The sequence below is a fragment of the Roseibium sp. HPY-6 genome, assembly GCF_040530035.1.
GTDB lineage: Bacteria > Pseudomonadota > Alphaproteobacteria > Rhizobiales > Stappiaceae > Roseibium.
In genome coordinates this window covers 12,755-37,879 of record NZ_JBEWCD010000005.1, presented here as the reverse complement: position 1 = coordinate 37,879, position 25,125 = coordinate 12,755, and the positions used below count along the sequence as shown (strand labels likewise).

Sequence of the window (25,125 nt, the reverse complement as noted above, 5' to 3'; positions counted from 1 at the left end):
CGCAATGACGACTTCGCTCCTTTGCCTTGCCGGTGACGGTATCGGGCCGGAGATCATGGCGGCCACAAAGGAAGTCGTTGAAACGGGCTGCGCGAAGAACGGCGTAAAAATCGAATTGCCGGAACGGCTCATCGGGTTTCGCGCGCTGGACGACGGCTTGTCGACAATCCCGCAGAGCGTGATTGATGCCGCCCGCGAGTCTGACGGGATCGTTCTTGGCCCTGTGTCCCACAACGACTATCCCCCAAGGGAAGAAGGCGGGCTCAATCCTTCTGGCGTTTTGCGCAAGGAACTCGATCTCTTTGCAAATATCCGGCCGGCCCGAAGTTTCGCAGGCGTTCGGACACCGACCGGTAAACAGCTCGATTTGGTGATCTTCCGCGAGAATCTGGAAGGCTTTTACGCAGACCGTAACCTGCACGCCGGGAGCGGCGAGTTCATGCCTGTTCCGGGTGTCGCCATGGCAATGCGGCTGATCACCGAGCACGGCAGCGAGCGCATCGGCCGCGCTGCCTTTGATTTCGCCGCAGCAAACGGCAGGAAAAGGGTCACAGCGATCCACAAGGCCAACGTAATGCGCACCAGCGATGGTCTTTTTCTGGAGACAATCCGCCGGATTGCGGGTGAGCACCCGGAAATTCAGTACGATGAAGTTCTGGTGGACGCAGCGGCCGCCCTGCTTGTCCGAGACCCAGGCCGCTTTGACGTTATCGTCACAACCAACATGTTCGGCGATATCCTCTCCGATCTTGCCACAGAACTCGCCGGGGGGCTGGGGCTGGCGGCCTCCCTGAACCTCGGACCGGAAAGCGCTGCCGCGCAGGCGCAGCACGGGTCTGCGCCGGATATCGCAGGCCAGGATCGGGCAAATCCAACCTCATTGATCGGCTCAGCGGCCATGTTGCTCCGCTACCTGGGACATGTGAACGCCGCTTCCTCGATCGAGGCCGCGCTCGGAAAAGCTCTGGCGTCGCCTGAGACCCGAACCGCAGACCTGGGAGGCCCTCTCGGGACCCGGGCCTTCACCTCCGTCCTTGTCGATCTCATCCAGGAGGCTGACATATGATGCAGACATCCACTCCCTTCATTTTCATACGTGCGGGATCCTCTCGCGGGCCTTATCTGAAACGCAGCGACCTGCCCGAGGACCTCAACGACCTGTCGAAAGTCCTCATCTCCATTGTTGGTGCAGGCCATCCGTTCAACATCGACGGCATCGGTGGCGGTACCGCCGTGACGACCAAGGTCGCGATGCTGTCCAGGTCCGATGATGATTGGGCTGACGTTGACTATTTCTTCGCGCAAGTTGGCGTTGAGGAGAAGCTGGTCGACTACAGACCTTCTTGCGGCAATATCCTGGTCGGTGTCGGTCCGGCCGCTATCGAAATGGGTCTCATTGAGCCGATCGGCGATGTCACGGAAGTGAGGATCAGGGCGGTCAACACCGGCGCGCTGGTTTCTGAGCTTGTTCAAACGCCTGGCGGATCGGTTCGGTATGATGGCAAGGCTTCGATCGACGGCGTACCTGGAACGGCTGCGCCCATTCAGCTGCAGTTCATGAAGGTGGAAGGCAGTATAACGAGCGGGATTTTCCCGACAGGGGTCACACGGGAAGTGATCAACGATATCGAAGTCACCTGCATGGACGTTGCCATGCCCATGGTGATCGGCCGGGCTGCGGACTTTGGCATCACCGGCTACGAAAGCGCCAAGGAGCTTGACGCCAATAAGCCCCTCTTTGAAAAAATGGAAGCTATTCGCCTTCTCGCCGGAGAGCGCATGGGGCTGGGAGACGTCACCAAATCGGTGACTCCGAAATTCGGATTGCTCGCGCCGGCGCGCGACGGAGGCTCCGCATGCATTCGCTATTTCATGCCTTGGAACTGCCACCCGACACTGGCTGTCACGGGGTCGCAATGTCTTGCGTCATGCCTTTTGGCACCCGGTACGGTGGGAGAAGGCATTCTTGCAGATACGCAACACTCTCCTGCAAGACTTCAGCTTGAACATCCAATGGGAAAGATGGAAGTCGTGATAGACTATGAAATGCGGGATGGCACATTCCATGTGACCTCCGCCGGGCTGCTGCGCACCGCCAGAAAGCTCGCAGCCGGCGAAGTGTTTGTTCCTGGGGATGTCTGGTCCCGGCCCTGAGACCCGAACGGTCGGAAATGGAGCAGTTGATGCATTATCAGGACAGTATTGATGCCGCCGCACGGGCGCTGGAAACCGCAAGGCAAATGATTGCGGATGAGATCCGGGATTATCCGACACCGGTCTCCGGATGCGATGCGCAGTACAATCACCTTCTTGCCAGGCGCGCCCAGATCACCAAGGCGTTGACCACCTTGAACAGCGATGTTTTTGTGCCGACCCCGCGCACGCTCACAGAAGGCAGCGGTGTGGAGAGCAGATGAAAGTTCACATACTTGATGACTGGTTCGACACGCTGCGGACGCTGCCGTGCTTTGCCAAACTTGAACAACACGATGTCACTGTCTGGACGGACCATGTCGAGGACCCGGCCGTTCTGGCATCTCGTCTTACAGCGGCGGAGGCAGTGGTCCTGTTCCGCGAACGCACGAAAATCACGGCTGAGCTGCTCGAGCGGCTCCCCGGTTTGAAACTGATCTCCCAGAGAAGCGTCTATCCGCACATTGATGTCGATGCCTGCACAAAAAACGGCGTGCTTCTGTGTTCAAACATGCATGCGGGCACGCCAAGCTATGCGGCTGCGGAACTGACGTTGACGCTCATGTTGGCAAGTTTCCGGCAGATCCCTGAACAGGTCGCTGCCATCCGGCGGGGCGACTGGCAGATGGGCGTCGGGAGAACGCTGCGCGGGCGCACGCTCGGGCTTTACGGTTATGGCCGCATCGCAAAAGCCGTTGCCGGCTATGCCGAAGCAATCGGCATGAAGGTCCAGTGGTGGTCGTCGGAGGCGGGACGTGAACGCGCCAAAGCCGACGGCGTGCGTTTGGCCGCGAGCCGCGAGGCGTTTTTCGCAACTTCCGACATTGTCAGCCTTCACGTCCGGCTGAAACCGGATACGAGAGGCATCATCACGGCAGCAGACCTAGCGGCCATGCAGCCCCGTGCCCTTCTGGTCAACACATCCCGCTCGGGTTTGGTTGCTCCGGGTGTCCTGGAGAGCGAAATCGACCGGGGCCGCATCTTTGCTGCTGTGGACGTCTACGACACGGAGCCTTTGACGGATACCGGACACCCGCTTCTGACCCATCCGAACGTCTTGCCGACACCACATGTCGGCTACGTAACCGAGGACGAATTCGACCTACAGTTTTCGGACATTTTCGACCAGGTAAATGCCTTCGCCGCGGGCGACCCGATCCACATGATCAATCCGGAAGTATGGAGCGGGAGCAACGGGTAACACTGCTCGATGGGCTCAGGTCTCGCGTGCCTCGGCACAAGAAAACCTGCCCGGTTGGAAGCCCACAAAAAAAGCGCCCGCACAGGACTGTGCAGGCACTTGACTGGTTTTTACGGCCAGCTGTTACTGATTTGCCAGATAGTCGGCTTCCAGCTTTGCACGAAGCTCAGCAAGTTCACCGGACTCAGTCATTTCCTTGACGATCTTGTCAATCACGGGCACCAGCTTGTCCGCCTTGGATTCATGGACGTAGTGATAGAGCGGCAGCTCTTTCAGCGCCGGTTCCAGCATGACGATGTCATTCAGACCGGTTCTTTTGAGTTCCGCACGGCCGTCCAGGTTGCTGGTCAGAGCAAGTTGCGCACGTTCTTTGGAGACGATCGTGAACAGCTGCTCAGGGCTGCGAACCACATTCACGTTGTCCAGGCCTTTCGTGATGGCCTCCGTATGAAGAACACCGGCAACAACTGCGGTTGTGTAGTCGCCCAGCTTGTCCGCCGTCACACCGTTCACACCGTCGTTTTTGGCGAAAGCGACCGTTTCAAGGCTCGAGAGGGGGGTCGGTACGCGAATGAGCGACTTGACATTCTCGCCCAGAGCATAAACGCGGAGCGTCTCGCCGTCCTTGCGGCCCGCTGAGGCTTCCGCAAGCGCACGCTTCCCAGGCATCGCTTCGATGGTCATGTCGATACCTGCTCTCTTATAGACTTCCTTGAGCAGTTCTTCGCCAACAGCCTGTTCCGCAAGACCTTGAATGCGCACAAAATTATACGTTTCGGCTTTGGCCGGAACAATGAGACAGCAAAGAATTGCTGCAGCTGCGACAATGTTGGATTTGATGTTGAACATTCATTTCTCCTCGTGGTTCCCGAGTATTCTGGTAGTATCAATTCGTTAAATTGAGTTTTACAAAATAGTTTGGAATTCTTCGTAGTATCTAAAAAAACTTTTGCAGCAACCAAACGTAACGTCATCGGTAAAAAAGTCAGAAATGCTTTGACGATTTGTCAACACATGACAAATGCAACCTGAGTTAAGAAAAAATTTGCACGAGACCGATAGATTCCACGAAACGCCTTTGGGGAGTCACCATGAAGTTTTGGCAATCTGTGAAATTCACCACTACGGTGCCAATCGTTGTGGTCGTTGCGGTCGCTTTTGTCTCGTTCGCCTTTATCACGTCTTCGCAACGCGTTTCGGCTGTTCAAAATGCTTTCGAGCAGCAGATCAGCATGAGCACCAGCCTGACCAACGAAGCGTTGGCAAGCGCAATCTGGGACTTTGACCAGGATCTGGCCGACAGCCTGCTGGCACCGTTGCTCGACAACAGGAATTTCGCCTGGGCGGTTGTCCAGGAGACAGACGGAAGCACCTTTTCCTCTCTGATGCGCGAAAGCGATCAGGAGGTCGATGCCGACGCTCTGGTGTCGCGAATTCCTGAAAACATGCGCGGTGAAAACGCACTTGCCGAAACGGCGTTTGTGGCCGACGCGGACTTCCAGATTGGCATTAAGCCAATTGTCCGCGGAAACAACGACGGTGGCGAAACACTCGGTTTCATTTATGTGGGCTTCGACATTGCGGGGATCGAGCAGGCGCGGAGCGAGGCCTTTGTAACGGCATTGACGATAACGCTCGTTGCTGTTCTTGCCGTCTCAATCGTGCTCGTGGCCCTGATACGCAGAATTACTGGTCAGATTGGCCGATTGTCTGACACCATGAATGTTCTTTCATCCGGCAACTACGACATCGACATCCCATACGTTGCAAGAGTGGACGAGATGGGTCAGATGGCACGTACGGTCGAAGTCTTCAGGGACAATGGCCTGCGCCAGCGGGAACTTGAGGAAGAGCAACAACAGAACATTGAAAATGAACGCCGCCGCCAGGCAGGTCTGGAAGAACTGATTTCAGCCTTCCGCGATGATTCACAGCGTCTCCTCGAACCGGTTACGCAGTCAACCGACAACATGAAAAACACGTCCGATTTGCTTATGGACCTCTCGACCGGCAATACGGAGCGCACGGCGTCCGTCGCGGTCGCAACGGAACAGGCTTACGGCAACGTACAAACCGTTGCGTCGGCATCCGAAGAACTGTCCGCCTCCATTGCGGAAATATCCCGTCAGATCGCCGAAACGAGCGATGTTGTCTCTTCGGCAAATGCAAAAGCAACGTCGGCGAACGAACAGGTTTCGAGCCTGGCGTCTTCTGCCCAGAAGATCGGTGCCGTTCTTCAGCTCATCCAGGAAATCGCGGAGCAGACCAACCTGCTGGCCCTGAACGCAACGATCGAAGCTGCGCGCGCAGGGGAAGCCGGGCGCGGCTTTGCTGTTGTTGCAGCAGAGGTCAAGGAGTTGGCAACCCAGACCTCAAAGGCCACCGAAGAGATCTCGGCGCAGATCAATGCGATCCAGTCGGCCTCCACAGACTCGGTCGTGGCGATCGAGGAAATCGCGAACATCATGTTCAAGGTCAACGAGTTCACGAGTTCCATCACCGAGGCGCTTGAGCAGCAAGGATCAGCAACCGCGGAAATCAGCAGCTCAATTCAGGATGTTGCGTCGGGCACACGCGAAATCAGCGAAAACATGACCGGCGTGAAGTCAGCGGTTGAAGAAACGTCTCATTCCGCCGGCAACGTCTCATTGGCTTCCACTGAGGTTGCGCAAAACACCCGCGAACTCGCTGAGCGAATTGACGACTTCCTCCAACAGGTGGCTTCGGCCTAGCGAGGATCGCGGACAGCTATTCGGCCCCGGACCTGTCGTCAAAGTCGCTCCCATCAACAACGCGCCGCCCCCTTTTGGGCGGCGTTTTTTTTCAGCACACAAGGAATTGCCAAAACGATAGCTGTATTGGCGGCTCGCTTGGAAAGACGCAGAAACTTATTCGCGCACTTTCAGCGCAGCGCGGCGGGCGCCATGCAAATGTGCGCGCAACGCCTCTTCCACGCCCGGCTTGTTTCCAGCGCTGAGCAAACGAACGATCAACTCATGTTCGTGGTTCGAATCTCTGAGGCGATCGACTTGGAAAAGTTGCGATTTCCGGTAAGGCGCCAGCTTCAGCCGCAACTCGGACGCCATTTCGGCCAAATCGACATTGCCGCTCGCCTCATAAATGAGCGAGTGAAAATCGAGGTTCATAGCCTCGTATTCCCGGAAAGCCTTGTTGGCGGCAAACTCCGTCATGCGACCATGCATGGCCTGCAGGCGGCTAAGATCATCCTGCGAAATCCTTCGGGCCGCAAGTCCGCCGCATGTGGCCTCCATCTCCGCCATGGCCTCAAACATCGATCCAAGCCGCGCGGCGTCAAAACTGCGCACGATAACGCCTTTATACGGCGAGCGCTCCGCCAGTGAGCGGGATACAATGGTTTGCAAGGCTTCACGGACGGGGGTTCGCGACACACCAAAACGCTCTGCGATCGCAGCCTCGCTCAGCCGTGTACCGGGTGCCAGGCTCCCCCGGACGATCTCGTCCTCCAGCGCTTCGGAGATCATTGCGCTGTGTACACCCTTCAAAGCCTTGTCACCTCTTGTCAGTTGCACGTTCAGCTGAATGCGCAGATCGGTCTAAGCGTCCGCATGAATACCATAACGTTGCAAGTCCAGTCTTCTGACCGCCGGTTTTGTTACCATCTTTGGCAACCTCTTAGCGTCCCAGCACCGGATGCCGCTGTGACGGAAAGCGTGTTCCTGACGATACCATTACCAACCGATTGCCTGCGGTAGCCAGGTTGCTATTGACGGAAAGCCAAACAAAAGCGCAAGAGCGATGGCCTGAATGGCGATGAAGGGAAGCACGCCTCGATAGATCATGGTCGTGGTGACCCCCGGAGGCGCAGCCCCTTTCAAAAAGAAAAGCGCCCACCCGAAGGGCGGCGTCAGGAAGGACGTTTGCAGGTTCAGCGCAATCAGGGCCGCCAGCCAGACCATGTCGGTGCCTTGTTCCACGAAGAAGGGCAGCAACAGTGGTAGGGCGATATAGCTGATTTCGATCCATTCGAGGAAGAAGCCGAGAACGAAGAGCAGAACCATCAGGAACAGAAGGGCTCCGATCTCGCCACCCGGCAGGATGTAGAGCATGTCCTTGACGAGATCTTCGCCGTCGAGGCCCCGAAAGGCGATGGCAAAAACCTGCGCCGCGACAAGGATGAAAAAGATCATCGCCGAGATTCGCAGGGTGCCTTGGGCTGCTTCCCAAATCATCGACAAGCGCAGACGTCCGTAGAGAGCGGCGATCAGGATAGCAAATACGGCCCCGACACTGGCCGCTTCGGTTGGAGCGGCAATCCCGCCAATGATCGATCCAAGCACACCGCCAACGAGGACCAGCGGCGGGGCAAGCGATTGCACCGCCTTGATGGCAAGGGGCCAGCCGGTCAGGTCGGATCGCTCCTCAGCCGGCAGGGCCGGCATCAGGTCCGGGCGCATTTTTCCGTAGATCAGAATGAAAGCGACGTAGAGACCCGCAAGCATCAACCCGGGCATCATGGCGGCGGCGAACAGCGTGCCGACGCTTTCTCCCATGATATCGGCCAGCAGTATGAGCACCAGGGACGGAGGAATGATCTGGCCCAATGTGCCCGAAGCGCAAATGGCACCGGATGCAAGGCCGCCATCGTAACCGCGCCGGAGCAACACCGGCAGCGTCAACATGGTGAGCGTCGCGACAGTCGCGCCGACGATGCCGGTCGAGGCCCCCATCAGCACACCAACGATGATGAGCGCAATTGCCATTCCACCATTTAGTCGTCCGGAAAGACGGCCGACAACTTCCAGCATGTCTTCGGCAACGCGCGATTTTTCAAGCATCACGCCCATGAAGACAAACAGAGGAATGGCAATGAATTCGTATTTGGTCACGACCCCGTAAATCCGGGACGGTGTCAGATTGAAGAGAAAGTCGCCGAACCCCATCCAGCCGAAGACAAAGCCCGCCACCGCAATTCCGATGCCGACCGGAATACCCGCCAGAAGCAGGAGCATGAAGCCCAGGATAAGGCCAATTGCCAACAGTTCCATCATGGGCATCAGGCACCACTCCTCAGTGCGGCGGCATGACGGACGGCGTTCGCAAGGCATTGCAGTGCAAGCAGCGCAAAGGCAAACGGAATAAAGCCCTTGAGCAGCCATCGCCCCGGCAACCCGCCCGGATCGGGTGACCCTTCCAGAAGGGAGAACGAGCTGTCGACGAAGCCCATTGAGTATTTGATGAAAAGCACGGAGACCGCAGCGCCGAGCAGCATGGACACCAGATCGATCCAGCGACGGGCTCGCGAACCGAGCTTGTCATACACCATATCAACGCGAACATGGCCATTCTCAAGCATCAGAACGATGATGCCGAGAAGCGCGATCGGCACGAGGAGATGCCACTCCAATTCCTGCATCCAGACAGATGCATTGCCGAACACATATCGACCGGCAACGTTGAAGAAAACCAGGCCAACCATGAACAGCAACAATGCGGAAGCGATACGCGAAATTATGCGTGTCATGGCATCGATGAAATCGGCGAACTTCAGGGCAATCGTCATGGAGATACTTGATATTTGAGAATGAAAATCCAGCCGCGCGCCGCGGCTGGATCTGGTTGCGTGTCAGAAGGTTTCTTATGACGCGGTGCGCAATTCGGAGTGCCAGACCTTCTCTGAACCATCTGCCCAGACATCATGCTCCGCCTTGAAGGCGAAGTAGTTGTCCATCACCTTTTTGAAGAGCGGATCGGCAGCACCCATTTCTGCATAGACGGCATCCATTTCGACACGGAGCGATTCAACGACCTCGGTTGGAAGCGTGCGCAGTTCCGTTCCGGATGCAGCAAACTCCTTCAAGGCTGCGGCGTTGTTGGCTTCACCCCAGCTGTGCGAAATTACGTTGCAGGCTGCGGCCGCGTTGGTGACAATCGCCTGCAGTTCCGCATCAAGCGTATCCCACGCCGCTTTGTTGATCGTGAGCTCGGTGACCGTGGTCGGCTCATGCCAGCCGGTCGTGTAGTAGTATTTGGCGGCCTTGTTCAAACCCAGGATCTTATCCTGCGCCGGGCCAACCCACTCCGCAGCATCGATCACACCGCGTTCCAGGGCCGGGAAGATCTCACCGCCAGGCAAAACCTTCACGTCGACACCAATGCGCGAGTAAGCCTTGCCGGCGAGGCCCGGAATGCGCAGCCGCAAACCCTTCATGTCGTCGATCGAGTTGATTTCCTTGTTGAACCAGCCGGTCATCTGCACCCCGGTTGCGCCGATGGGCATCGCCACCAGACCGAGGGGTTCATAGACTTCATTCCAGAGCTTGATGCCGTCACCGATATAGAACCAGGCGTTCTGGCCCTGCGTGGACATGCCGAAGGGAACAGCGCCAAAGAACTGGGCGGCCGGCACCTTGCCTGCTCCGAAATAGCTGACCCAGCCGTTCATCTGGACGATGCCCTGGCGTACGGCGTCAAACCCTTCAAAGGCCGGCACCAGTTCACCGCCGTTATATACCTGGATATCGAGCCGGCCGCCGGACATGGCGCGGACGCGATCGGCAAAGTCGGAAAGGGAGCCCGGGCCCGTCGAATAGAACGGCTGACCTGCGGGAAAAGCCGTCGTCATCTTCCATTCAATTGAGCTGGCCCGTGCAACAGCTGGGGCAGCAAGTGTGGCTGCACCGGCGACACCGGCCGTCGTGAGAAACGAACGTCTATCCATGATTTGTCTCCTGATCGTATACAATCAAAGGCGTTTTTGCAATGTTTTCTGATTTTTGCACTAGCGTTGAAATAAATTGTATGCAATCCAAATCAATAGTGATTGTGCCTATTTTTTGATACCGAAGCTTTTTTGCTGATTCTTTGTGCAGAAAATATGCCTTTTGGTCGGGCGATAGGCAGCGTAAGACGAAAGCGAAGGGACTGAGCAGGATGGGGATCGTTCGTCACGGTCGTTATGAATTCAGCCAGATACAAAACCGGGCAGATTACGATTGGCCGGGCGGCCGACGCCTTGCGGTGTATCTCGGCATGAACCTGGAAGTGTTTTCGTTCGGTGAAGGACTGGGGGCTGAACTTGCCCCGGGCGGCCTGCAGCCCGACGTTCTGAATTTCGCCTGGCGCGATTACGGCAACAGGGTGGGCGCACCGCGCCTGCTTGCGCTGTTCAACCGCCTGGCTCTGCCCTGCACGGCCTTGGTCAACTCGGAAATCTACACCGAGGCACCGGGACTTGCCGACGCATTTGCCGCTAGGGGAGACGAGATCGCCGGCCATGGACGCACAAATGCCGAGCGGCAGGGAACCTTGTCTGAAGATGAAGAGAGAAGGCTCATCGAACAGTCAACCGAGATCCTGGCGGCGCAACATGGTCAAAACCCGAAAGGCTGGCTGGGGCCGTGGATATCTCAAAGCCATGTCACGCCGGATCTGCTGCAGGAAGCCGGATACGAGTATCTTCTGGACTGGTGCCACGACGACCAGCCGACCTGGATGACAACGCGCTCCGGGCGCATTTTGTCAATTCCTTACCCGCAGGAACTGAACGACATACCTCAGATCGTTGGACGCAAACGCGAAGGGAATGAGTTTGCGGACATGATCATCGATGCATTCGACGTTCTGCTGGAGGAGGCAAGAACCCGCCCGCTTGTCATGGGAATAGCGCTCCACGGTTATCTGATGGGCCATCCGCACAGGATCAAACACCTTGAGCGCGCACTTCGATATATGCAGGCCAATTCCGGCGACCTTGTGTGGTGGACCACCGCAGGCGCCATCAATGATCATATTCGCAGCACGGTGGATCTTTAGGCATTGTCGTCGATGCGACGGTTACAAAATCAGTTAAAGCCTGAGACCCCAATCAGTGATCAATGACAAAACGAATACACACCAAAACAAATCTCACATCATGACTGTCTCGTGGCAACCTGTTGGAACCAGTTTTGTGCATAATCGAGATACGATGAATCTGAGTTAAGAACGGCGCACGCGTCTGGCGGTTCAACAGGATTTTTCAAAGTGTCCGAGACCAGCAAGGCGGCCCCGAGACCTGTGCCCGTTGTAGAGACTTTCGAGCCTTCAGCGACGCGCCCGCTGGCGACCTCAAGCATCTTCATGAATAGGTCGTTCCTGGCGAACGGACCCTCCACGATCGTCGGCCCCTCAGCGCCGATCAGGTCCAGGCACTTGCTCGTTACCAGCGCAAGGTAGAAGGAGGCGGCCGCATACCGCTCACCATCAGAGAGGGAACTATCGTCGATGTTCCAGCCTGCCCGGGCGCCCCGAAACGGTCCCGACAGAGGATCTACGGCCGGGTAAAGCTGGATCTGATTGGCCAGAACGCGTGACACATCCTTATCGGAGGCCTGACGGACGCCGTCCTGCATCACTTGGTCGAACTCTCGTCCCCCCATGAACCGTGCAGACGGGACGGGATCTCCGAACGCGTTCACATTCAACAAAGTATCGCGTTCAGGAGACAGCTCCGTCTTTTGACCGCCAACAGCAAACGAGATCACCCATGTCCCGGTCGACACGACTGAAAAAGACCCTTTCAGCGCGCGAAGGTAGGGATAGAGCGATGCATTCGAGTCGTGAATGCCGCTCGCAACCGGAATGCCAGCCCGCAGTCCCGTGAGAGCGGCAATCTCCGGCTTCAAACCATTCATGCAGTTGGCCGCAATTCGGGCGGGCGCCATCTTGTTCTCAATACCCAACCGGTGGACCAGCGACGAGAAGCGGCGCTCCTGCGGGTTCCACAGGTCGGTATGCGCGCCAAGTGAGGTCATTTCCGTGTGCCGCACACCCGTCAACTTGAAGGACCAGTATTGGGGATACGTGACCACGCTGGCGATCCGATCCTTCAGGCCAGCATCCTGGCGAAGTTGCCAGTAGATCTGGGCACCTGCATTGAGACCCAGTGCAAGACGGGGCGACCCTGTTTCCTGAAAGTCGGGGCGAATGGCCTCATAGCCTGCCGACGATTCATCAGGCCCGGCGTACTCATAGTCCAGCATCGGAGCTGCCAGGTTGCCTTCGTCATCCAGGAGAACCACGCTTGCGCCATGCGTCGCGATTGAGATCGCATCGATCCCGTGTTTCGTGTTCTGCTCTGCCAGTACTGCGATGATGAAGCGCCAAAGCCCTTCAAGGTCGTAATGCGGATAGGGTGGCTCTGCCAGAACGACGTTCGGCTGTGTCGCGATGTCGATTTCGGTGCCTTCGACCGCATCCACCGCGCCAACCTTGGCGTTCGTCTTGCCAATATCTATGACCGCTACGTGTCTCACTTACGCTCCTGTGCGACCAATTTCCCGTTGGCGCTCCGTTCCGGATCAAATGGAAAGATGCGCCGTTTCGAAGCCTGTCACACTCCCCTTTTCACCTCAACGCGTGCTTTCGCGCGCCTTGACCGATGCACCGCTCAACTATTTGACCGCTGCACTCCAACGACGCCATCGACAGCCTTCAACACGAGCACAGCTTCAAATTCACAAAGAAGCGGCAGACTGCCGACAAACGCCCTTGTCCGGATTTCGCGCGAAATGTAACATGCTAGTATACCAATGAGCGAAACGACGGCCACAGATATGGAGACCTCCGGCACCGTTCGGCTGACACCTTTGTCAGAGTACGAAGGCAGTCTTTCGTCTCGCGTTTACATGAGCCTCAAGGACGCGATTCTCACCCTGGCTTACGAACCCGGAGAAGTCCTGCGGAAAGCCGAGATATGCGACCAGTTGGGCATTTCGCGCAGCCCTGTTGCAGAAGCCGTGACGAAGCTCGCCGCCGAGGGATTGCTCAGAGTCATGCCACAGTCGGGGACCTATGTGGCTCAATTGTCAATGGACGAGATACGCGAGGCGGCGTTCATCAGAGAAGCTTTTGAGCTGGCTGCCGTTGAGTATGTGGCCCAGATCATTACCGACGACCAGATCACGCTCTTGCGACGAAACCTGAAGGTTCAGCAGGGGCTTGTGGAGCATCAGGACATTCAGGGATTTTACAAGTCCGACACGGCAATGCACAATCTGATCATGGGGTTCACGCACTTCAAACGCCTGGCATCCATCGCCGAGACAAGTTGGCTGCATGTCAACCGCGCCCGCCAGCTTGTCTTGCCGAATCCGAGGCGCGTTTCGGATACGCTTGATGAGCATTATGCGATTGTCGATGCCCTCGCGGCGCGCGATCCAGGTGCAGCCAGAAGCGCAACGGAATTTCACCTGGGCCAGCTTATTCGCCACCTGGAAGCGGTAGAACGCGATCGCCCGGAGCTTTTTTCTCGACCATGACAAGACGCAACCGTCCCCGCTATGCGGCTCGCCTCAATGCCTTCAAACAGCTCTTGCCTGGCTCCGATGTGCTCGATTGGATCGCTGCCGCCGGACAGGTGGAAGGGCTCGGCGCAGCCGACCTGAACTATCCGGATCATTTTTCGAAACACGGCGAAGAAGCCGTCAAAGGCGCGTTGGACAAGGCGGAACTGGAGCTGAACGGCATCGCCATGCGTTACTATTCCGAGCCCGCATTCAAGCTTGGAGCCTTTACCAATCCTGACCCGTCTGTCCGCCAGGCTGCCCTCGACATCACAAAGCAGGGACTGGATGCCTGTACCCGGATGGGAGGCAAGGTCGTCACGCTCTGGATGGGACAGGACGGGTTCGACTATGCCTTTCAGATGAACTACTCGTCAGCCTGGGACCATACGATTGAGGCGATCCGGGAGGTATGCGCTCACAACCCCGGCCTTGATATCGCGATCGAGTACAAACCGAATGAGCCACGGGCGTTTTCTCTCATGCCGGACATTGGCACGACTTTGCTCGCCTGCAGGGAAGTGAATGCCGCCAATCTCGGCGTGACGCTCGATTTTGCCCATGTCCTTTATGCAGACGAAATGCCTGCCTGTTCGGCTGCTTTGATCGCGCGCCATTCCAGGATGATCGGTCTGCACCTGAACGACGGCTATGGCAAACGCGACGATGGCCTCATGGTGGGTTCCGTTCACGCCATACAGACTGTCGAACTCCTGATCGCAATGCTGCGGGCCAACCAGACGGATGTGATCTACTTCGATACCTTTCCCGACATGGGCGGCCTGAACCCGATCGAGGAAGCGCGCACGAATGTTCTCATGACCGATCGCCTTCTGGACGTCGCCTATCGCTTGTCCGACGACCCTGAGCTCAGCGACGCGATCAGCCGGCAGGATGCGGCGATTTCCCAGCGGATCGTTGCCCGGGAGCTCTACGGATTATGACGATACTGGTCGTGGGGGCGCTGCACTGGGACGTCGTGGTGCGCGCGTCCAGACTGCCGCATATCGATGAAACACTGCGCGGCTCGTCAGTCGCTTATCAATTTGGCGGAAAAGGCGGAAACCAGGCCATCGCGGCAGCCCTTGCAGGTGCAGATGTCGCATTTGCAGGGCGGATCGGATCGGATCAGGCTGGTGCCGAAATGAAACTCAGATTGACAGAAGCCGGGATCGACGTGTCCGGACTTCAGGCCGGGCCGGATGCGTCCGGAATGAGCGCCGCCATTGTCGATGAAGACGGCAACTACGGCGCTGTGATCGTCTCGGCAGAGAACCACAAATTCGATGCCGAGTTGATGAACATCCCGAGCGGGTGCCAAATGCTGCTCTTGCAGAACGAGATGACGCACTCCGCGTTGCGCCGGGTCAAACAAAAGGCTCTTGATGCGGGTGTGCCAATCGTCCTCAACGCGGCCCCCGCAACAGGCCTGACTGGAGAAGACCTGCAATCCGTCGACGTGCTGATTGTCAATCGCCTGGAGGCTTCGGACCTTTTGGGAAACGAGCCCTCTGATACAGATTGGGCCGGCAGTGTGCGCAAGCTTCAGACCCTGGTTCCAGGATCGAGCGTCATCGTGACACTCGGCGGAGACGGCGTGTGTTTCGCACAGAGCGGTCAGACACCGCGACATCAGCCCGCCAAGGAAGCGGTGGTCCACTCAACACACGGTGCCGGAGATGTCTTTGTCGGTGCCTTTGCAGCGGCATATGCAGACGGCACTCCATTCGAAACGGCCATCGAAAGAGCGCAAACTGCGGCTGCGGAACACGTTTCCGGAAGCCTGTAGAAACAGACATCCGCGCCGCCTGCCACCAGGCTTTCAATCACGAAGCGATGCCCGAAATCATGGAGCGTCTTCCCGCACCAGACCTTCGTGTTTCAAGTCGGCCCAAAGTGCCTCTGGGATCTCAGCGTTCTCCGCTTCGAGATTGCTTTCCATTTCGCTGACGCCCTGTCCGCCCGGGATAACTGAAATCACCGACGGGTGACGGAGTGGAAACTGAAAGGCAGCATCCACCATGCGAACGCCATGGCTGTCACAGATGCCTTGGATCCCGCGAACCCTTTCAAGCACGCCTTCGGGCGCCGGATCGTAGTTGTAGAAAGCGCCCGGTTTGGGGCCCGTTGCCAGGATACCGGAATTGTAGGGACCACCGATGACTACGCCAATGTTGCGCGTCTCACATAGCGGCAGGAAGCTGGTCAAGGCCTCCTGCTCAAGCAATGTGTATCTCCCCGCCAGAAGGAAGATGTCGAAGTCTCCCCGCTCGGCCATCCACTGGCAGGGTTGCCATTCGTTCACACCAGCGCCGAAGGCCTTGATGACACCCTGATCTCTCAAGGAAAGCAAAGCCTTGTAACCACCATCCATGAACTCGTTCAATTTGGCGTCGAGCGCATCTTGCGTGCCGTGATTGAATATATCGAGATCGTGGGCGAACAGGATATCGATCCGGTCGACACCCAGCCGTTCAAGACTGAACTCGATTGAACGCAGGACACCGTCGTAGGTGTAATCGTAGATCTCGCGCCGCGAAGGCACGTCAAACCACTTGCCGAACCCGTCCCTTTGATCAGGAGCTGTCACCTGGAGGATCCTGCCGACCTTGGTCGACAGTACATAGCTGTCGCGGTCCTTGCCACGCAGGAGCGGGTTGAGCCGGGTCTCCGAAAGACCAAGCCCGTAAAGTGGCGCTGTATCGTAGTAACGCACACCTGCGTCCCAACAGGACAACAGGATTTCCTCGGCGTCCTGGTCCGAAATCGCGCGATAAAGGTTTCCCAGCGGTGCCGTTCCAAATCCAAGATCCGTGACGGTAACACCCCCGTTTCCGATCCTGTCCCAATGTCGTGTCCGTAGCGCCATGGAAAGCCTCCTATCCACTGACATGCTAGTATTAAATAGTCTGGACTGCACCTTCAATTTTCGGCAGCATGGAGATACGGAGGAAACCTAATGGGCAAATTCGAAGCTGTTTTTGGAACACCCAAACCCGTCATCGCCATGGTTCATCTGGGCGCATTGCCGGGGACACCGCTTTACAACGCGGACCGCGGCGTCGATGGCCTCTTGAGGGACGCTGAAGCCGACCTTCGCGCGCTTCAGGCAGCTGGCGTCGACGCGGTGATGTTCGGGAACGAAAATGACCGCCCCTACGAATTCACCGTCGACCCTGCGAGCACAACAACGATGGCCTATGTCATCGGCCGTCTGCGGGAGCAGATCACCGTCCCCTTCGGGGTCAATGTCCTTTGGGATCCGAAGAGCACCGTCGCATTGGCGACTGCCTGCGGCGCTGCGTTTTGCCGTGAGATTTTCACCGGCACCTATGCGAGCGACATGGGACACTGGGCACCGGATGCCGGAGGCGCCCTGCGCTATCGAAAGCGCCTGGATAGAGACGATCTCCTGATGCTCTACAACGTGTCCGCGGAATTTGCCGACAGTCTGGATCGCCGGCCGCTTCCCGACCGGGCACGCTCGGCGGTTTTTTCATCGATCCCTGACGCCGTTCTAGTGTCTGGTCAAATCACCGGAGAGGCCGCGCGGATGGAAGACCTAGAAGCCGTAAAGTCTGTTCTGCCCGATACGCCTGTCCTCGCGAATACCGGCGTAAAGCACGCGACCGTCGCCGAAGTTCTTCGCATCGCCGACGGCTGCGTTGTCGGCTCCAGTCTGAAAGTCGACGGCAATACCTGGAATGCGGTAGATCCGGAGCGCGCCAGGCAGTTCATGGACCTGGCGAGGGCCGCCCGATGATTGCCGAAGACCTCCGGGCCCTCGCTCTGATCCCCGGCCTCTCCGGCCACGAAGAACGCGTCGCCGGCGAAATTGCCGCCAGAATGCCCGTGCCGTGCCGGACAGATCGTCTTGGCAACCTGATCGCGACCTTTCCGGGGACAAACCCTTCGGTGATGCTTTTCACCCATATGGATCAATTGGGTTTCGTGGTCAGAAAGGTTGAAGACAACGGTCTGATCAGAGTCCATCGGGTCGGCGGCGTGCCGGAACGGGCGCTGCTTTCACAGGCAGTCGTTCTGTCTGCCGCGAACGGCAAAGACATTCCCGGTGTCATTGCGAACAAAAGCCACCACGCCACCCAGCCTGACGAAAAATATTCAGTTCCGAAGGCAGCGGAGCTCTTCATTGATGCCGGCTACACGAGCAAGGCCCGTGCAGAAGGGGACGGGATCGTAATCGGGACGCCGGTTACTTACGCTCCGAACTACATGCAGCTTGCCGAGGGACGTGTTGCCGGGACCGCGATCGACGACAGGGCCGGATGCGCAGTGCTCCTGGACGTTGCAAGGTCGCTCGCCAATCGGCAGGACGGCCCGACGGTTCACGTTGTGTTTTCCACCCAGGAGGAATTCAATTTACGCGGTGCCGTCGTCGCGGCGCAAAACCTGAAACCGGACATTGCCATTCAGATTGATCTCATGCTCGCGTGCGACACGCCGGACACGTCCGAGCTGGGCGACATGAGCCTTGGCGGCGGACCCGGCATCAGTCTTTACAGCTTCCACGGCCGCGGCACGCTGAACGGGGTCTTGCCGCATCCTGCGCTTGTCACTGTCTTTGAAAACGCGGCCACGGGTCTTGCGATGAATCTTCAAAGGTCCGCACAGGTGGGCGTTTTGACGGATCTCAGCTATGTGCAATTGGTGGGTGAAGGCGTGGCGTCAATCGATGTCGGCTTTCCAATGCGCTACAGCCATTCGTCGCTGGAGGTGTGCCAGATCAGCGATCTGGAAGACCTAGCCAAGCTCCTGCGTGCCGCACTGGAAAAAATCACACCCGAAACCCAGCTGGACCGCCGCGCATGACCTATACGCTCGGGGTCGATATCGGCACCTATGAAACGAAAGGCGTACTGGCCGACGCAAGCGGTGAGGTTGTCGCCACCGCACGCAAGGCTCACGAAATGACGGTGCCTCAGCCTGGGTGGGCGGAACATCGGCCCGAAGAGGACTGGTGGGGTGACTTCGTCGCCGTCACAAAAGATCTCATCCGGCAATCCGGCATCACCGGCAATCAGATTAAATGCGTCGCATGCTCTGCGATCGGCCCGTGCATGCTGCCGGTCGACAAGGATGGCGCTCCGCTTATGAATGGTGTGCTCTATGGGGTCGACACCAGGGCGATGAGTGAAGTCGAAAGCCTCACCGCCCGGATCGGAGACGACGTTCTACTGGAGCGCTGCGGAAACTCTCTTACATCCCAGTCGGTCGGGCCGAAGATCCTGTGGCTGAAAAACAATCGCCCGCCGATTTATCAAGCGGCGCACAAGATCCTGACCTCCACCAGCTTTATCGTTCATCGGCTGACCGGTGAATATGTGATCGACCATTATACGGCTGCGAATTTTTCACCGCTTTATGATGTGATCACGCAAGACTGGTGCTTCGATCTCGCCCCCGAAATCCTGCAGCCGGACCTGTTGCCGCGATTGCTGTGGTCGTCCGAGATTGCTGGCCACGTGACATCGAAAGCTGCTGCACAAACGGGTCTTGCGGAAGGAACACCCGTCACGTCGGGAACGATAGACGCAGCCGCGGAAGCGCTCAGCGTGGGCGTTCGCTCAACCGGTGACATGATGATGATGTATGGATCAACCATCTTCATCATCACACTGACCGAAGATCGCGTCCGGGATGGACGTCTCTGGTATGCGCCCTGGCTTTTTCCCGGACTGCACGCATCCATGGCGGGACTGGCAACGTCTGGCACGCTGACACACTGGTTCCGCGATCAGTTCGCGCGCGAGCTTCCCAGGGAGAAGGCGTTTTTGACACTCGCGCAAGAAGCGGAGGCAGTCGCCCCGGGCGCGAACGGTCTGCTTTTTTTGCCCTATTTTTCGGGCGAACGGACGCCCTTGCATGATCCGCATGCAAAGGGGACCTTTTTCGGTCTGAACCTGACCCATACGCGCGGGCACATGTACCGGGCCCTCCTTGAGGGGATCACATTTGGCACGGCCCACGTTGTCGAGACGTATCGGGACGCCGGTGTCGAACCGACGCGCATCCTCGCGGTCGGTGGCGGCACAAAAAACGGCGTATGGCTGCAGGGAACTTCAGATGCGTCCGGATTAAGCCAAATCGTTTGTCAAAAAACGGTTGGTGCGAGCTACGGCGATGCGTTCCTGGCCCGGCTGGCGATCGGCGAAGCAAATATTGACGACATTGCAAGGTGGAACCCCGCATCGCAGACGATCCACCCGAACGACGTTCCGGCTTACCGCAAGACTTACCCGCTCTTCCGCCGGCTCTATGAGCAAACCAGGGATATTGCGGCCGAGCTTGGGTAACAGGTTATTTCACCGCACCGGCTGCCATGCCCTTGATGATAAACCGCTCAAGCGCAATTCCGATGATGATCAAGGGAAGGATGGCCGCAAAGCTGAGCGCTGCCATGGACCACCAGCTTATGCCCTGCGATCCGGTCTGGCTCGCGACCATTACGGGCAGGGTTGTTGCGTGGCTCGATGTCAGCAGTGCAGCAAAGAAATACTCGTTCCACGTCAGGACAAGCGACAGGATAAACGACGCGACCATGCCGGGTGCCGCGATGGGCAGAATGATTGTCAGGAACGCGCCCCAGATCGACAGACCGTCAACGAGCGCGGCCTCCTCAAGCTCCGTTGGAATGGAGCCGAACTGATCGCGCATGATCCAGATCACGATAGGCAGGACCGTGAGCGTATAGAGCAGAATGAGGCCAATGCGCGTATCCAGCATCGCAAGCGATTTGTAGAGAACCAGAAACGGAAGCGCGAGCACGACCGGCGGAAGAATAAGCTGGCTCAGGAAGAAGAACGAGATGTCCGGATTGCGCATGAAGCCGAAGCGGTAATTGAAGCGGGACAGGCCATAGGCCGTCATGCTGCCCAGCATGACCGCGAGCGTGGAGGCGGAAACCGCAACGACGGTCGAGTTCCAGAACCTTTTCAGGAACTCATCCCGAACCGTGCTCTCGTTGGCAATGGTATCCGGTGACAGCCCGAGCGAGCGCCACCCAAGCCACTTCGGGATGTAATCCCACCAGGGCACCATGTTCCCCTTCATGACATCGGGGGCCATCTTGAAGCTCGTGGTGATCGTCCAGTAGATCGGGAAGATCGAAATGAACGCCCAGACGATCAGGATACCGTAGATCAGAATTCTACCCGATATGCGTTTGGCCTTGAATGACCGGTCAGCCTCTGTGTCGTGGAAAATCTGGGTCGTCATCTCAGTACCTCGGGCGCATCCAACGGTCCGCCGCCTTGATCAAAAGGGTCATGGCGATGACGATGATGACCAGATAGACAATGGCAAGAAGGGTTCCGTAGCCGACGTTGGACCTGTCGCGATATTCCCGGAATATAAAGCTGGTCACGCTGTCCGTAGCCCCGCCAGGGCCTCCGGACGTGACGTTGATGATGATGTCTGCCAGCTTCAGTTTGAAAATGATCCGGATCAGGATTGCGGTGATGGAAACCGGCAGCATGAGCGGGAAGGTAACCTCCCAGAACTGGGTCCACGGACCCGCACCGTCAACGCGTGCGGCTTCGTTAAGCTCTCTTGGGATCGCCTGCAGGCCCGCCAGGATCATGATCATCATGAACGGAATATACGTCCAGGCGTCCATCAGCATGATCATCAGCTGCGCGATTTCAGGAGAAGAGAAGAACGAGGGATTGTCCACTCCCAGCTCCCGCAACAATCTGGCCACCGGCCCGAACCGGTTTTCCAGCATCGACTTGCCGATCATCCAGGACACTGCGACCGGCGACAGCATAAGCGGCAGCAGAAAAGCCACCCGAAAGAATTTGCGCGCCCTTATTTCCGCGTTCAGCAGCAGGGCGAGACCGAACGCGATGGCGTATTCCACGATGATCGCGAGGGTGTACCAGACCATGTTGCGCAGCGCGTTCCAGTAGAACGGGTCGTTCCACATCTGCCGAAGATTATCGATGCCGTTGAACTTGCGTCCGTCAGGTGAAGCGAGGTTCCAGTCGGAAAAGGCGATGACCAGCCCGAACAGAAGCGGAAAAACGACCATCGAGACCACGAACAAGGTGGCCGGCAGCACAAAAAGCGTCCGCTTGCCATGCTCACCGCGCGTGATTACCTGCGACGCGCACAGGCAAATGCCCCAGAAGATGTATGCATAAAGGGTCGGCCGCCAACTCGTGAACCCAAGCTCAAGCCAGCCGTTCTGATCAGCGGTCTGCAAAATTGCGATGAGCGCCAACAGGCCCGCTGATCCCCAGACCAGGAGCTTTCCAAAACGCTTGCGCTGTTCGGAGATATCGTCGGCGGTAACAACATGCAGCCGATCGCCTTCGGAACTCATTCCTGTCTTGCCCCGCCTTCATCAGGTTTGCGGACAGGCACAAGGCGCCTGCCCGCACGTTCACATCAAAGTCCCAGAGATGCCTTGTAAAGCTTGATCTGGTTGTCCCGGCCGATCTGGTCGGTAATCTTCTCCCAGGCGGCCGCAATTGCATCGCCGATTTCCTGAGCCGATCCATATTGGCCGGCATATCCTTTGGCGAGTTCGTCCTCTGCCACCGAATAATATTGGAAGATGCCCGGGATGCGGGGCTCGATGGCTGCGTTCGGATGATTGTAGCTGTCGGCGTTCGAGCCCAGATAGTCTTCAATATAGGCACGGTCGTAACCGGCAGCTTCCCACTCATCAAACTGGAAGTGGGAATTGCGGTACGGCTGGAAACCGGACGGATAGGCCGACATCCAAAGGCTGATATCCTTGCCGCCGAGATGGGCTGCCGCACTCCAGGCTGCCTTGCGCTTCTTCTCGTCGCCCGAAACCCGCTTGGTCACATAGATGCCCCAGCCGAGATAGGCCATGTTCGGCGCTTCGTTGTAGGTGTCTTCCCATGCGCCCGACTTGCTGTTGTAAACGCGGTCGGAGCCCGGATTGATCCCGAAACCGACCACATCGCCGACAACGGACGTGTCGGATGTGCGTGCGCTGGAGCCGATATCGCCCCACCACATCAACATGGAACCCGTTCCTGCAAGGAATTGCTGGAAGCCGGTCGTTCCCGGATCCGCGTTGATCTGGTCCGCCGGGTAAGCACCGGCCTCAATCAGGTCAAGAACGTCCTGGATCGCCTGTACCCAGGCCGGGTTGTTGACGCGCGGCTTCATGGTGTCCGGATCGAACAGCCAGGCAGGATCATCCGGATGCTTGGCATAGGCCGCAGCGCGGTTTTCAAGGAAGTAGAAGCCGAAGCCGCCCCAGCCTTTCAGCGGATCGAGGTAGCCGTGAGCGGGCAGTCCGGTCAGCGGGTCTTCCTTGCCGATCAGGGCCTTGGAGGCGGCGTTGACATCCTGCCAGGTTTTTGGAACCGACGCGCCACCGATGGCTCCGTCGCCGAAGTAGTCCGTCCGGTACGCGAATGTATGGCAGTCGCCATCAATAGTGACGCGGTATTTCTTGCCATCCCATGTCCCGACCGGCGGCTTGAGATAACTCACGAGATCTTCCGCATCGATCTGCTCTTCGACCCAGTCCGGCATTTCGTCGAGGAGACCTTTTCCGGCCGTGTCACCTTCGAACGGTGCGCCCATCTCGATTATGTCGAAGTCGACGGTCCCGGTTGCGATGGCCTGCTGCAGGCGTGGATTATAATCTGCCTGTGCCAGGTCAACCCAGTTGATCTTCGCGCCGGTATAGGCTTCCCATGGTTTCAGGAACCCCCGGAAGAGGAAATTGTGGAGGTTCTGGTTGTTGAGGCCCATGAATGTCAGCTCAACACCTTCAAACTCGCCTTCGGCGACGCGCTCTTTTGTCGGTCCCAGGCACATCTCGCCGACTTTCTGCCAGTCCGCATCCGTTGGCGACCCTTGACCGACACCGGGGATCTTCAGGATTTGCGCCCTAAGATCCGACTGGGCATGGGCTGCGCTGAAAGGAACAGCGGTTGTCATTGAGCTGACTGCAGCAATGGCGCCAACGCTCGCGGCCCCCTTGAGCAAACCGCGCCGGCTCAGTTGACGATGCATTATCGTGTTGTAATCGCTAACTTTCACGTCACTTCCTCCCTTAACACTTCATTATGGCCTGGCGCTTCAAAGACACCCATTCCACCGGGCATCTCTCCTCCAGAGCGGCAGGCTTTTTCCAAGCGGAGCAAACGCTCAATTCGTACCGTCCCAATAAGCTGACGTTGTGTCAAGTAGCTAACATGTTAGTCGGGTCAGAGGTGGACAAATTCATGACAATAAGCTACCCGGTGAATGGGGTAGGATCGGCTTTGTGAGGCTCAATGGCTGAAGTCGCTGTCAAGCAAGTACGCAAGAGTTATGGTGATATCGAAGTTATTCACGGTATCGACGTCGATATCACGGATGGCGAATTCGTAGTCCTGGTGGGACCTTCAGGGTGCGGAAAATCGACGCTCCTGCGCATGATCGCCGGACTGGAAGAAATCACATCAGGCGACATTCATATCGGGGAGCGCCGGGTCAATAATCTGCCTCCCAACCAGCGCGACATTGCGATGGTGTTTCAGTCCTACGCGCTCTATCCGCACAAGACGGTCGAGGCGAATATGGGATTTTCGCTGAAGCTGAAAAAGATGGACAAGACGGCTATCAAGAAACGCGTGGCGGATGCTGCGGAAATCCTTGGCCTTACGCCCTATCTCGGGCGCTATCCGCGCGCATTGTCGGGAGGACAGCGCCAGCGGGTCGCAATGGGCCGTGCGATCGTACGCGATCCGCAGGTCTTTTTGTTTGACGAACCGCTGTCGAACCTGGACGCCAAGCTTCGCGTGCAAATGCGCACGGAAATCCGTGAACTTCATCAGCGTTTGCAGACAACCACCATCTATGTCACCCATGACCAGATAGAAGCCATGACGATGGCTGACAAGATCGTGGTCTTGAACGGCGGCAATGTCGAGCAGATCGGAAGTCCGCTTGATTTGTACGACCGGCCCAAAAACAGTTTTGTCGCCAGTTTCATCGGGTCCCCTGCGATGAACCTCCTTGATGGAAAAATTGAAAAGTCTGATGCAGGCAGCTTCCAGATTTCCGTGGGCGGGACATTACTCGATTTGCCCGGATTCAGTGAACTGGAACCCGGCCGCCCGGTAAGACTGGGTGTGCGCCCGGAGCATTTGCAATTGTCGGAGACCGGTCTGCCGGCGACCGTAAGGGTTGTCGAGCCGACCGGTCCGGAAATCCATGTCGTGTTCCAGTTCGGTGCAGGGGAAATGACGGCGGTTTTCCGGGAACGGCATGCCCTGGCAACGGGTGATCAGGTCCATCTGGGGATCGACCCGAACCACTTCCACCTGTTCGGGGCCGATGACGGATTGCGGATTGAACTGTGAGGACAGGTCGACTCCAGACCTGACGATAGTTCAGACTTGATCGGTGAAGCCGCGTAGATCGGTAGCTGCA

Annotated in this window: 23 protein-coding genes; 13 read left to right on the top strand and 10 right to left on the bottom strand. The window is 57.6% G+C overall.

Annotated features, from left to right (window positions below; translation table 11 throughout):
• The first annotated feature begins 4 nt into the window (after positions 1-4).
• From ABVF61_RS31725 to ABVF61_RS31710, 4 genes are read left to right on the top strand one after another with little or no spacing between them, the layout of a single operon-like run.
• Positions 5-1,066 carry an isocitrate/isopropylmalate dehydrogenase family protein gene (locus tag ABVF61_RS31725; protein ID WP_353997625.1) on the top strand — a complete coding sequence of 354 codons (1,062 nt, stop codon included), beginning with the start codon at positions 5-7 and terminating at the stop codon, positions 1,064-1,066.
• Positions 1,063-2,154: a 4-oxalomesaconate tautomerase gene (locus ABVF61_RS31720; protein WP_353997624.1), complete on the top strand. Its 1,092-nt coding sequence runs from the start codon at positions 1,063-1,065 to the stop codon at positions 2,152-2,154. The genes ABVF61_RS31725 and ABVF61_RS31720 overlap by 4 nt, the downstream gene beginning before the upstream one ends.
• Before the next feature lie 29 nt (positions 2,155-2,183).
• A complete protein-coding gene (locus ABVF61_RS31715; RefSeq protein ID WP_353997623.1) occupies positions 2,184-2,417 on the top strand; it encodes a hypothetical protein in 234 nt (77 codons plus the stop codon).
• Positions 2,414-3,394, top strand: a complete 981-nt coding sequence (locus tag ABVF61_RS31710) for a D-2-hydroxyacid dehydrogenase family protein (protein WP_353997622.1) — start codon at positions 2,414-2,416, stop codon at positions 3,392-3,394. The genes ABVF61_RS31715 and ABVF61_RS31710 overlap by 4 nt, the downstream gene beginning before the upstream one ends.
• Before the next feature lie 123 nt (positions 3,395-3,517).
• On the opposite strand, the gene ABVF61_RS31705 is transcribed toward ABVF61_RS31710, so the two are convergent.
• On the bottom strand, positions 3,518-4,243 hold the full coding sequence (locus tag ABVF61_RS31705) for a substrate-binding periplasmic protein (RefSeq protein WP_353997621.1): 726 nt from the start codon (positions 4,241-4,243) through the stop codon (positions 3,518-3,520).
• A 242-nt stretch (positions 4,244-4,485) separates the two neighbouring features.
• On the opposite strand from ABVF61_RS31705, the gene ABVF61_RS31700 reads away from it, so the two are divergent.
• A complete protein-coding gene (locus ABVF61_RS31700) occupies positions 4,486-6,126 on the top strand; it encodes a methyl-accepting chemotaxis protein (protein WP_353997620.1) in 1,641 nt (546 codons plus the stop codon).
• A 156-nt stretch (positions 6,127-6,282) separates the two neighbouring features.
• On the opposite strand, the gene ABVF61_RS31695 is transcribed toward ABVF61_RS31700, so the two are convergent.
• The 4 genes from ABVF61_RS31695 to ABVF61_RS31680 form a co-directional block, all read right to left on the bottom strand.
• A complete protein-coding gene (locus tag ABVF61_RS31695) occupies positions 6,283-6,945 on the bottom strand; it encodes a GntR family transcriptional regulator (protein WP_353997619.1) in 663 nt (220 codons plus the stop codon).
• A gap of 159 nt (positions 6,946-7,104) precedes the next feature.
• Positions 7,105-8,430 carry a TRAP transporter large permease gene (locus ABVF61_RS31690; RefSeq protein WP_353997618.1) on the bottom strand — a complete coding sequence of 442 codons (1,326 nt, stop codon included), beginning with the start codon at positions 8,428-8,430 and terminating at the stop codon, positions 7,105-7,107.
• A complete protein-coding gene (locus ABVF61_RS31685; RefSeq protein ID WP_353997617.1) occupies positions 8,430-8,936 on the bottom strand; it encodes a TRAP transporter small permease subunit in 507 nt (168 codons plus the stop codon). The genes ABVF61_RS31690 and ABVF61_RS31685 overlap by 1 nt, the downstream gene beginning before the upstream one ends.
• 75 nt (positions 8,937-9,011) lie before the next feature.
• Positions 9,012-10,094: a TRAP transporter substrate-binding protein gene (locus tag ABVF61_RS31680; protein WP_353997616.1), complete on the bottom strand. Its 1,083-nt coding sequence runs from the start codon at positions 10,092-10,094 to the stop codon at positions 9,012-9,014.
• Between the two features lie 212 nt (positions 10,095-10,306).
• On the opposite strand from ABVF61_RS31680, the gene ABVF61_RS31675 reads away from it, so the two are divergent.
• Positions 10,307-11,188: a polysaccharide deacetylase family protein gene (locus ABVF61_RS31675; protein ID WP_353997615.1), complete on the top strand. Its 882-nt coding sequence runs from the start codon at positions 10,307-10,309 to the stop codon at positions 11,186-11,188.
• 98 nt (positions 11,189-11,286) lie between these two features.
• On the opposite strand, the gene ABVF61_RS31670 is transcribed toward ABVF61_RS31675, so the two are convergent.
• The gene (locus ABVF61_RS31670; protein ID WP_353997614.1) at positions 11,287-12,669 is read right to left on the bottom strand and encodes an FGGY-family carbohydrate kinase; all 1,383 of its coding nucleotides are present in this window, start codon (positions 12,667-12,669) and stop codon (positions 11,287-11,289) included.
• Positions 12,670-12,945: 276 nt separating this feature from the next.
• Here ABVF61_RS31670 and ABVF61_RS31665 point away from each other — a divergent pair, with 276 nt between their 5' ends.
• From ABVF61_RS31665 to ABVF61_RS31655, 3 genes are read left to right on the top strand one after another with little or no spacing between them, the layout of a single operon-like run.
• On the top strand, positions 12,946-13,674 hold the full coding sequence (locus ABVF61_RS31665) for a GntR family transcriptional regulator (protein WP_353997613.1): 729 nt from the start codon (positions 12,946-12,948) through the stop codon (positions 13,672-13,674).
• Positions 13,671-14,642 carry a sugar phosphate isomerase/epimerase family protein gene (locus ABVF61_RS31660; RefSeq protein WP_353997612.1) on the top strand — a complete coding sequence of 324 codons (972 nt, stop codon included), beginning with the start codon at positions 13,671-13,673 and terminating at the stop codon, positions 14,640-14,642. Before ABVF61_RS31665 ends, ABVF61_RS31660 begins: the two co-directional genes overlap by 4 nt.
• Entirely contained in the window at positions 14,639-15,487 is an 849-nt protein-coding gene (locus ABVF61_RS31655; RefSeq protein ID WP_353997611.1) for a PfkB family carbohydrate kinase, read from the top strand. The genes ABVF61_RS31660 and ABVF61_RS31655 overlap by 4 nt, the downstream gene beginning before the upstream one ends.
• A gap of 57 nt (positions 15,488-15,544) precedes the next feature.
• Here ABVF61_RS31655 and ABVF61_RS31650 read toward each other — a convergent pair whose 3' ends face one another.
• Positions 15,545-16,567, bottom strand: coding sequence for an aldo/keto reductase (locus ABVF61_RS31650; RefSeq protein ID WP_353997610.1), 1,023 nt, complete (start codon positions 16,565-16,567; stop codon positions 15,545-15,547).
• Between the two features lie 90 nt (positions 16,568-16,657).
• Between ABVF61_RS31650 and ABVF61_RS31645 the strand changes: the two genes are divergently transcribed.
• From ABVF61_RS31645 to ABVF61_RS31635, 3 genes are read left to right on the top strand one after another with little or no spacing between them, the layout of a single operon-like run.
• Positions 16,658-17,461, top strand: coding sequence for a BtpA/SgcQ family protein (locus ABVF61_RS31645; RefSeq protein WP_353997609.1), 804 nt, complete (start codon positions 16,658-16,660; stop codon positions 17,459-17,461).
• A complete protein-coding gene (locus ABVF61_RS31640; protein WP_353997608.1) occupies positions 17,458-18,528 on the top strand; it encodes a M42 family metallopeptidase in 1,071 nt (356 codons plus the stop codon). The genes ABVF61_RS31645 and ABVF61_RS31640 overlap by 4 nt, the downstream gene beginning before the upstream one ends.
• The gene (locus ABVF61_RS31635) at positions 18,525-20,012 is read left to right on the top strand and encodes an FGGY-family carbohydrate kinase (protein ID WP_353997607.1); all 1,488 of its coding nucleotides are present in this window, start codon (positions 18,525-18,527) and stop codon (positions 20,010-20,012) included. The genes ABVF61_RS31640 and ABVF61_RS31635 overlap by 4 nt, the downstream gene beginning before the upstream one ends.
• 4 nt (positions 20,013-20,016) lie before the next feature.
• Here ABVF61_RS31635 and ABVF61_RS31630 read toward each other — a convergent pair whose 3' ends face one another.
• From ABVF61_RS31630 to ABVF61_RS31620, 3 genes are all read right to left on the bottom strand, one after another.
• Positions 20,017-20,934, bottom strand: coding sequence for a carbohydrate ABC transporter permease (locus tag ABVF61_RS31630; RefSeq protein WP_353997606.1), 918 nt, complete (start codon positions 20,932-20,934; stop codon positions 20,017-20,019).
• A 1-nt stretch (position 20,935) separates the two neighbouring features.
• Positions 20,936-22,042 (bottom strand): carbohydrate ABC transporter permease, encoded by a 1,107-nt coding sequence (locus ABVF61_RS31625; protein WP_353997605.1) that lies wholly within the window; start codon positions 22,040-22,042, stop codon positions 20,936-20,938.
• A gap of 65 nt (positions 22,043-22,107) precedes the next feature.
• Entirely contained in the window at positions 22,108-23,721 is a 1,614-nt protein-coding gene (locus ABVF61_RS31620) for an extracellular solute-binding protein (protein WP_502950046.1), read from the bottom strand.
• A gap of 263 nt (positions 23,722-23,984) precedes the next feature.
• Between ABVF61_RS31620 and ABVF61_RS31615 the strand changes: the two genes are divergently transcribed.
• Entirely contained in the window at positions 23,985-25,055 is a 1,071-nt protein-coding gene (locus ABVF61_RS31615) for an ABC transporter ATP-binding protein (protein ID WP_353997603.1), read from the top strand.
• Positions 25,056-25,125: the final 70 nt, after the last annotated feature.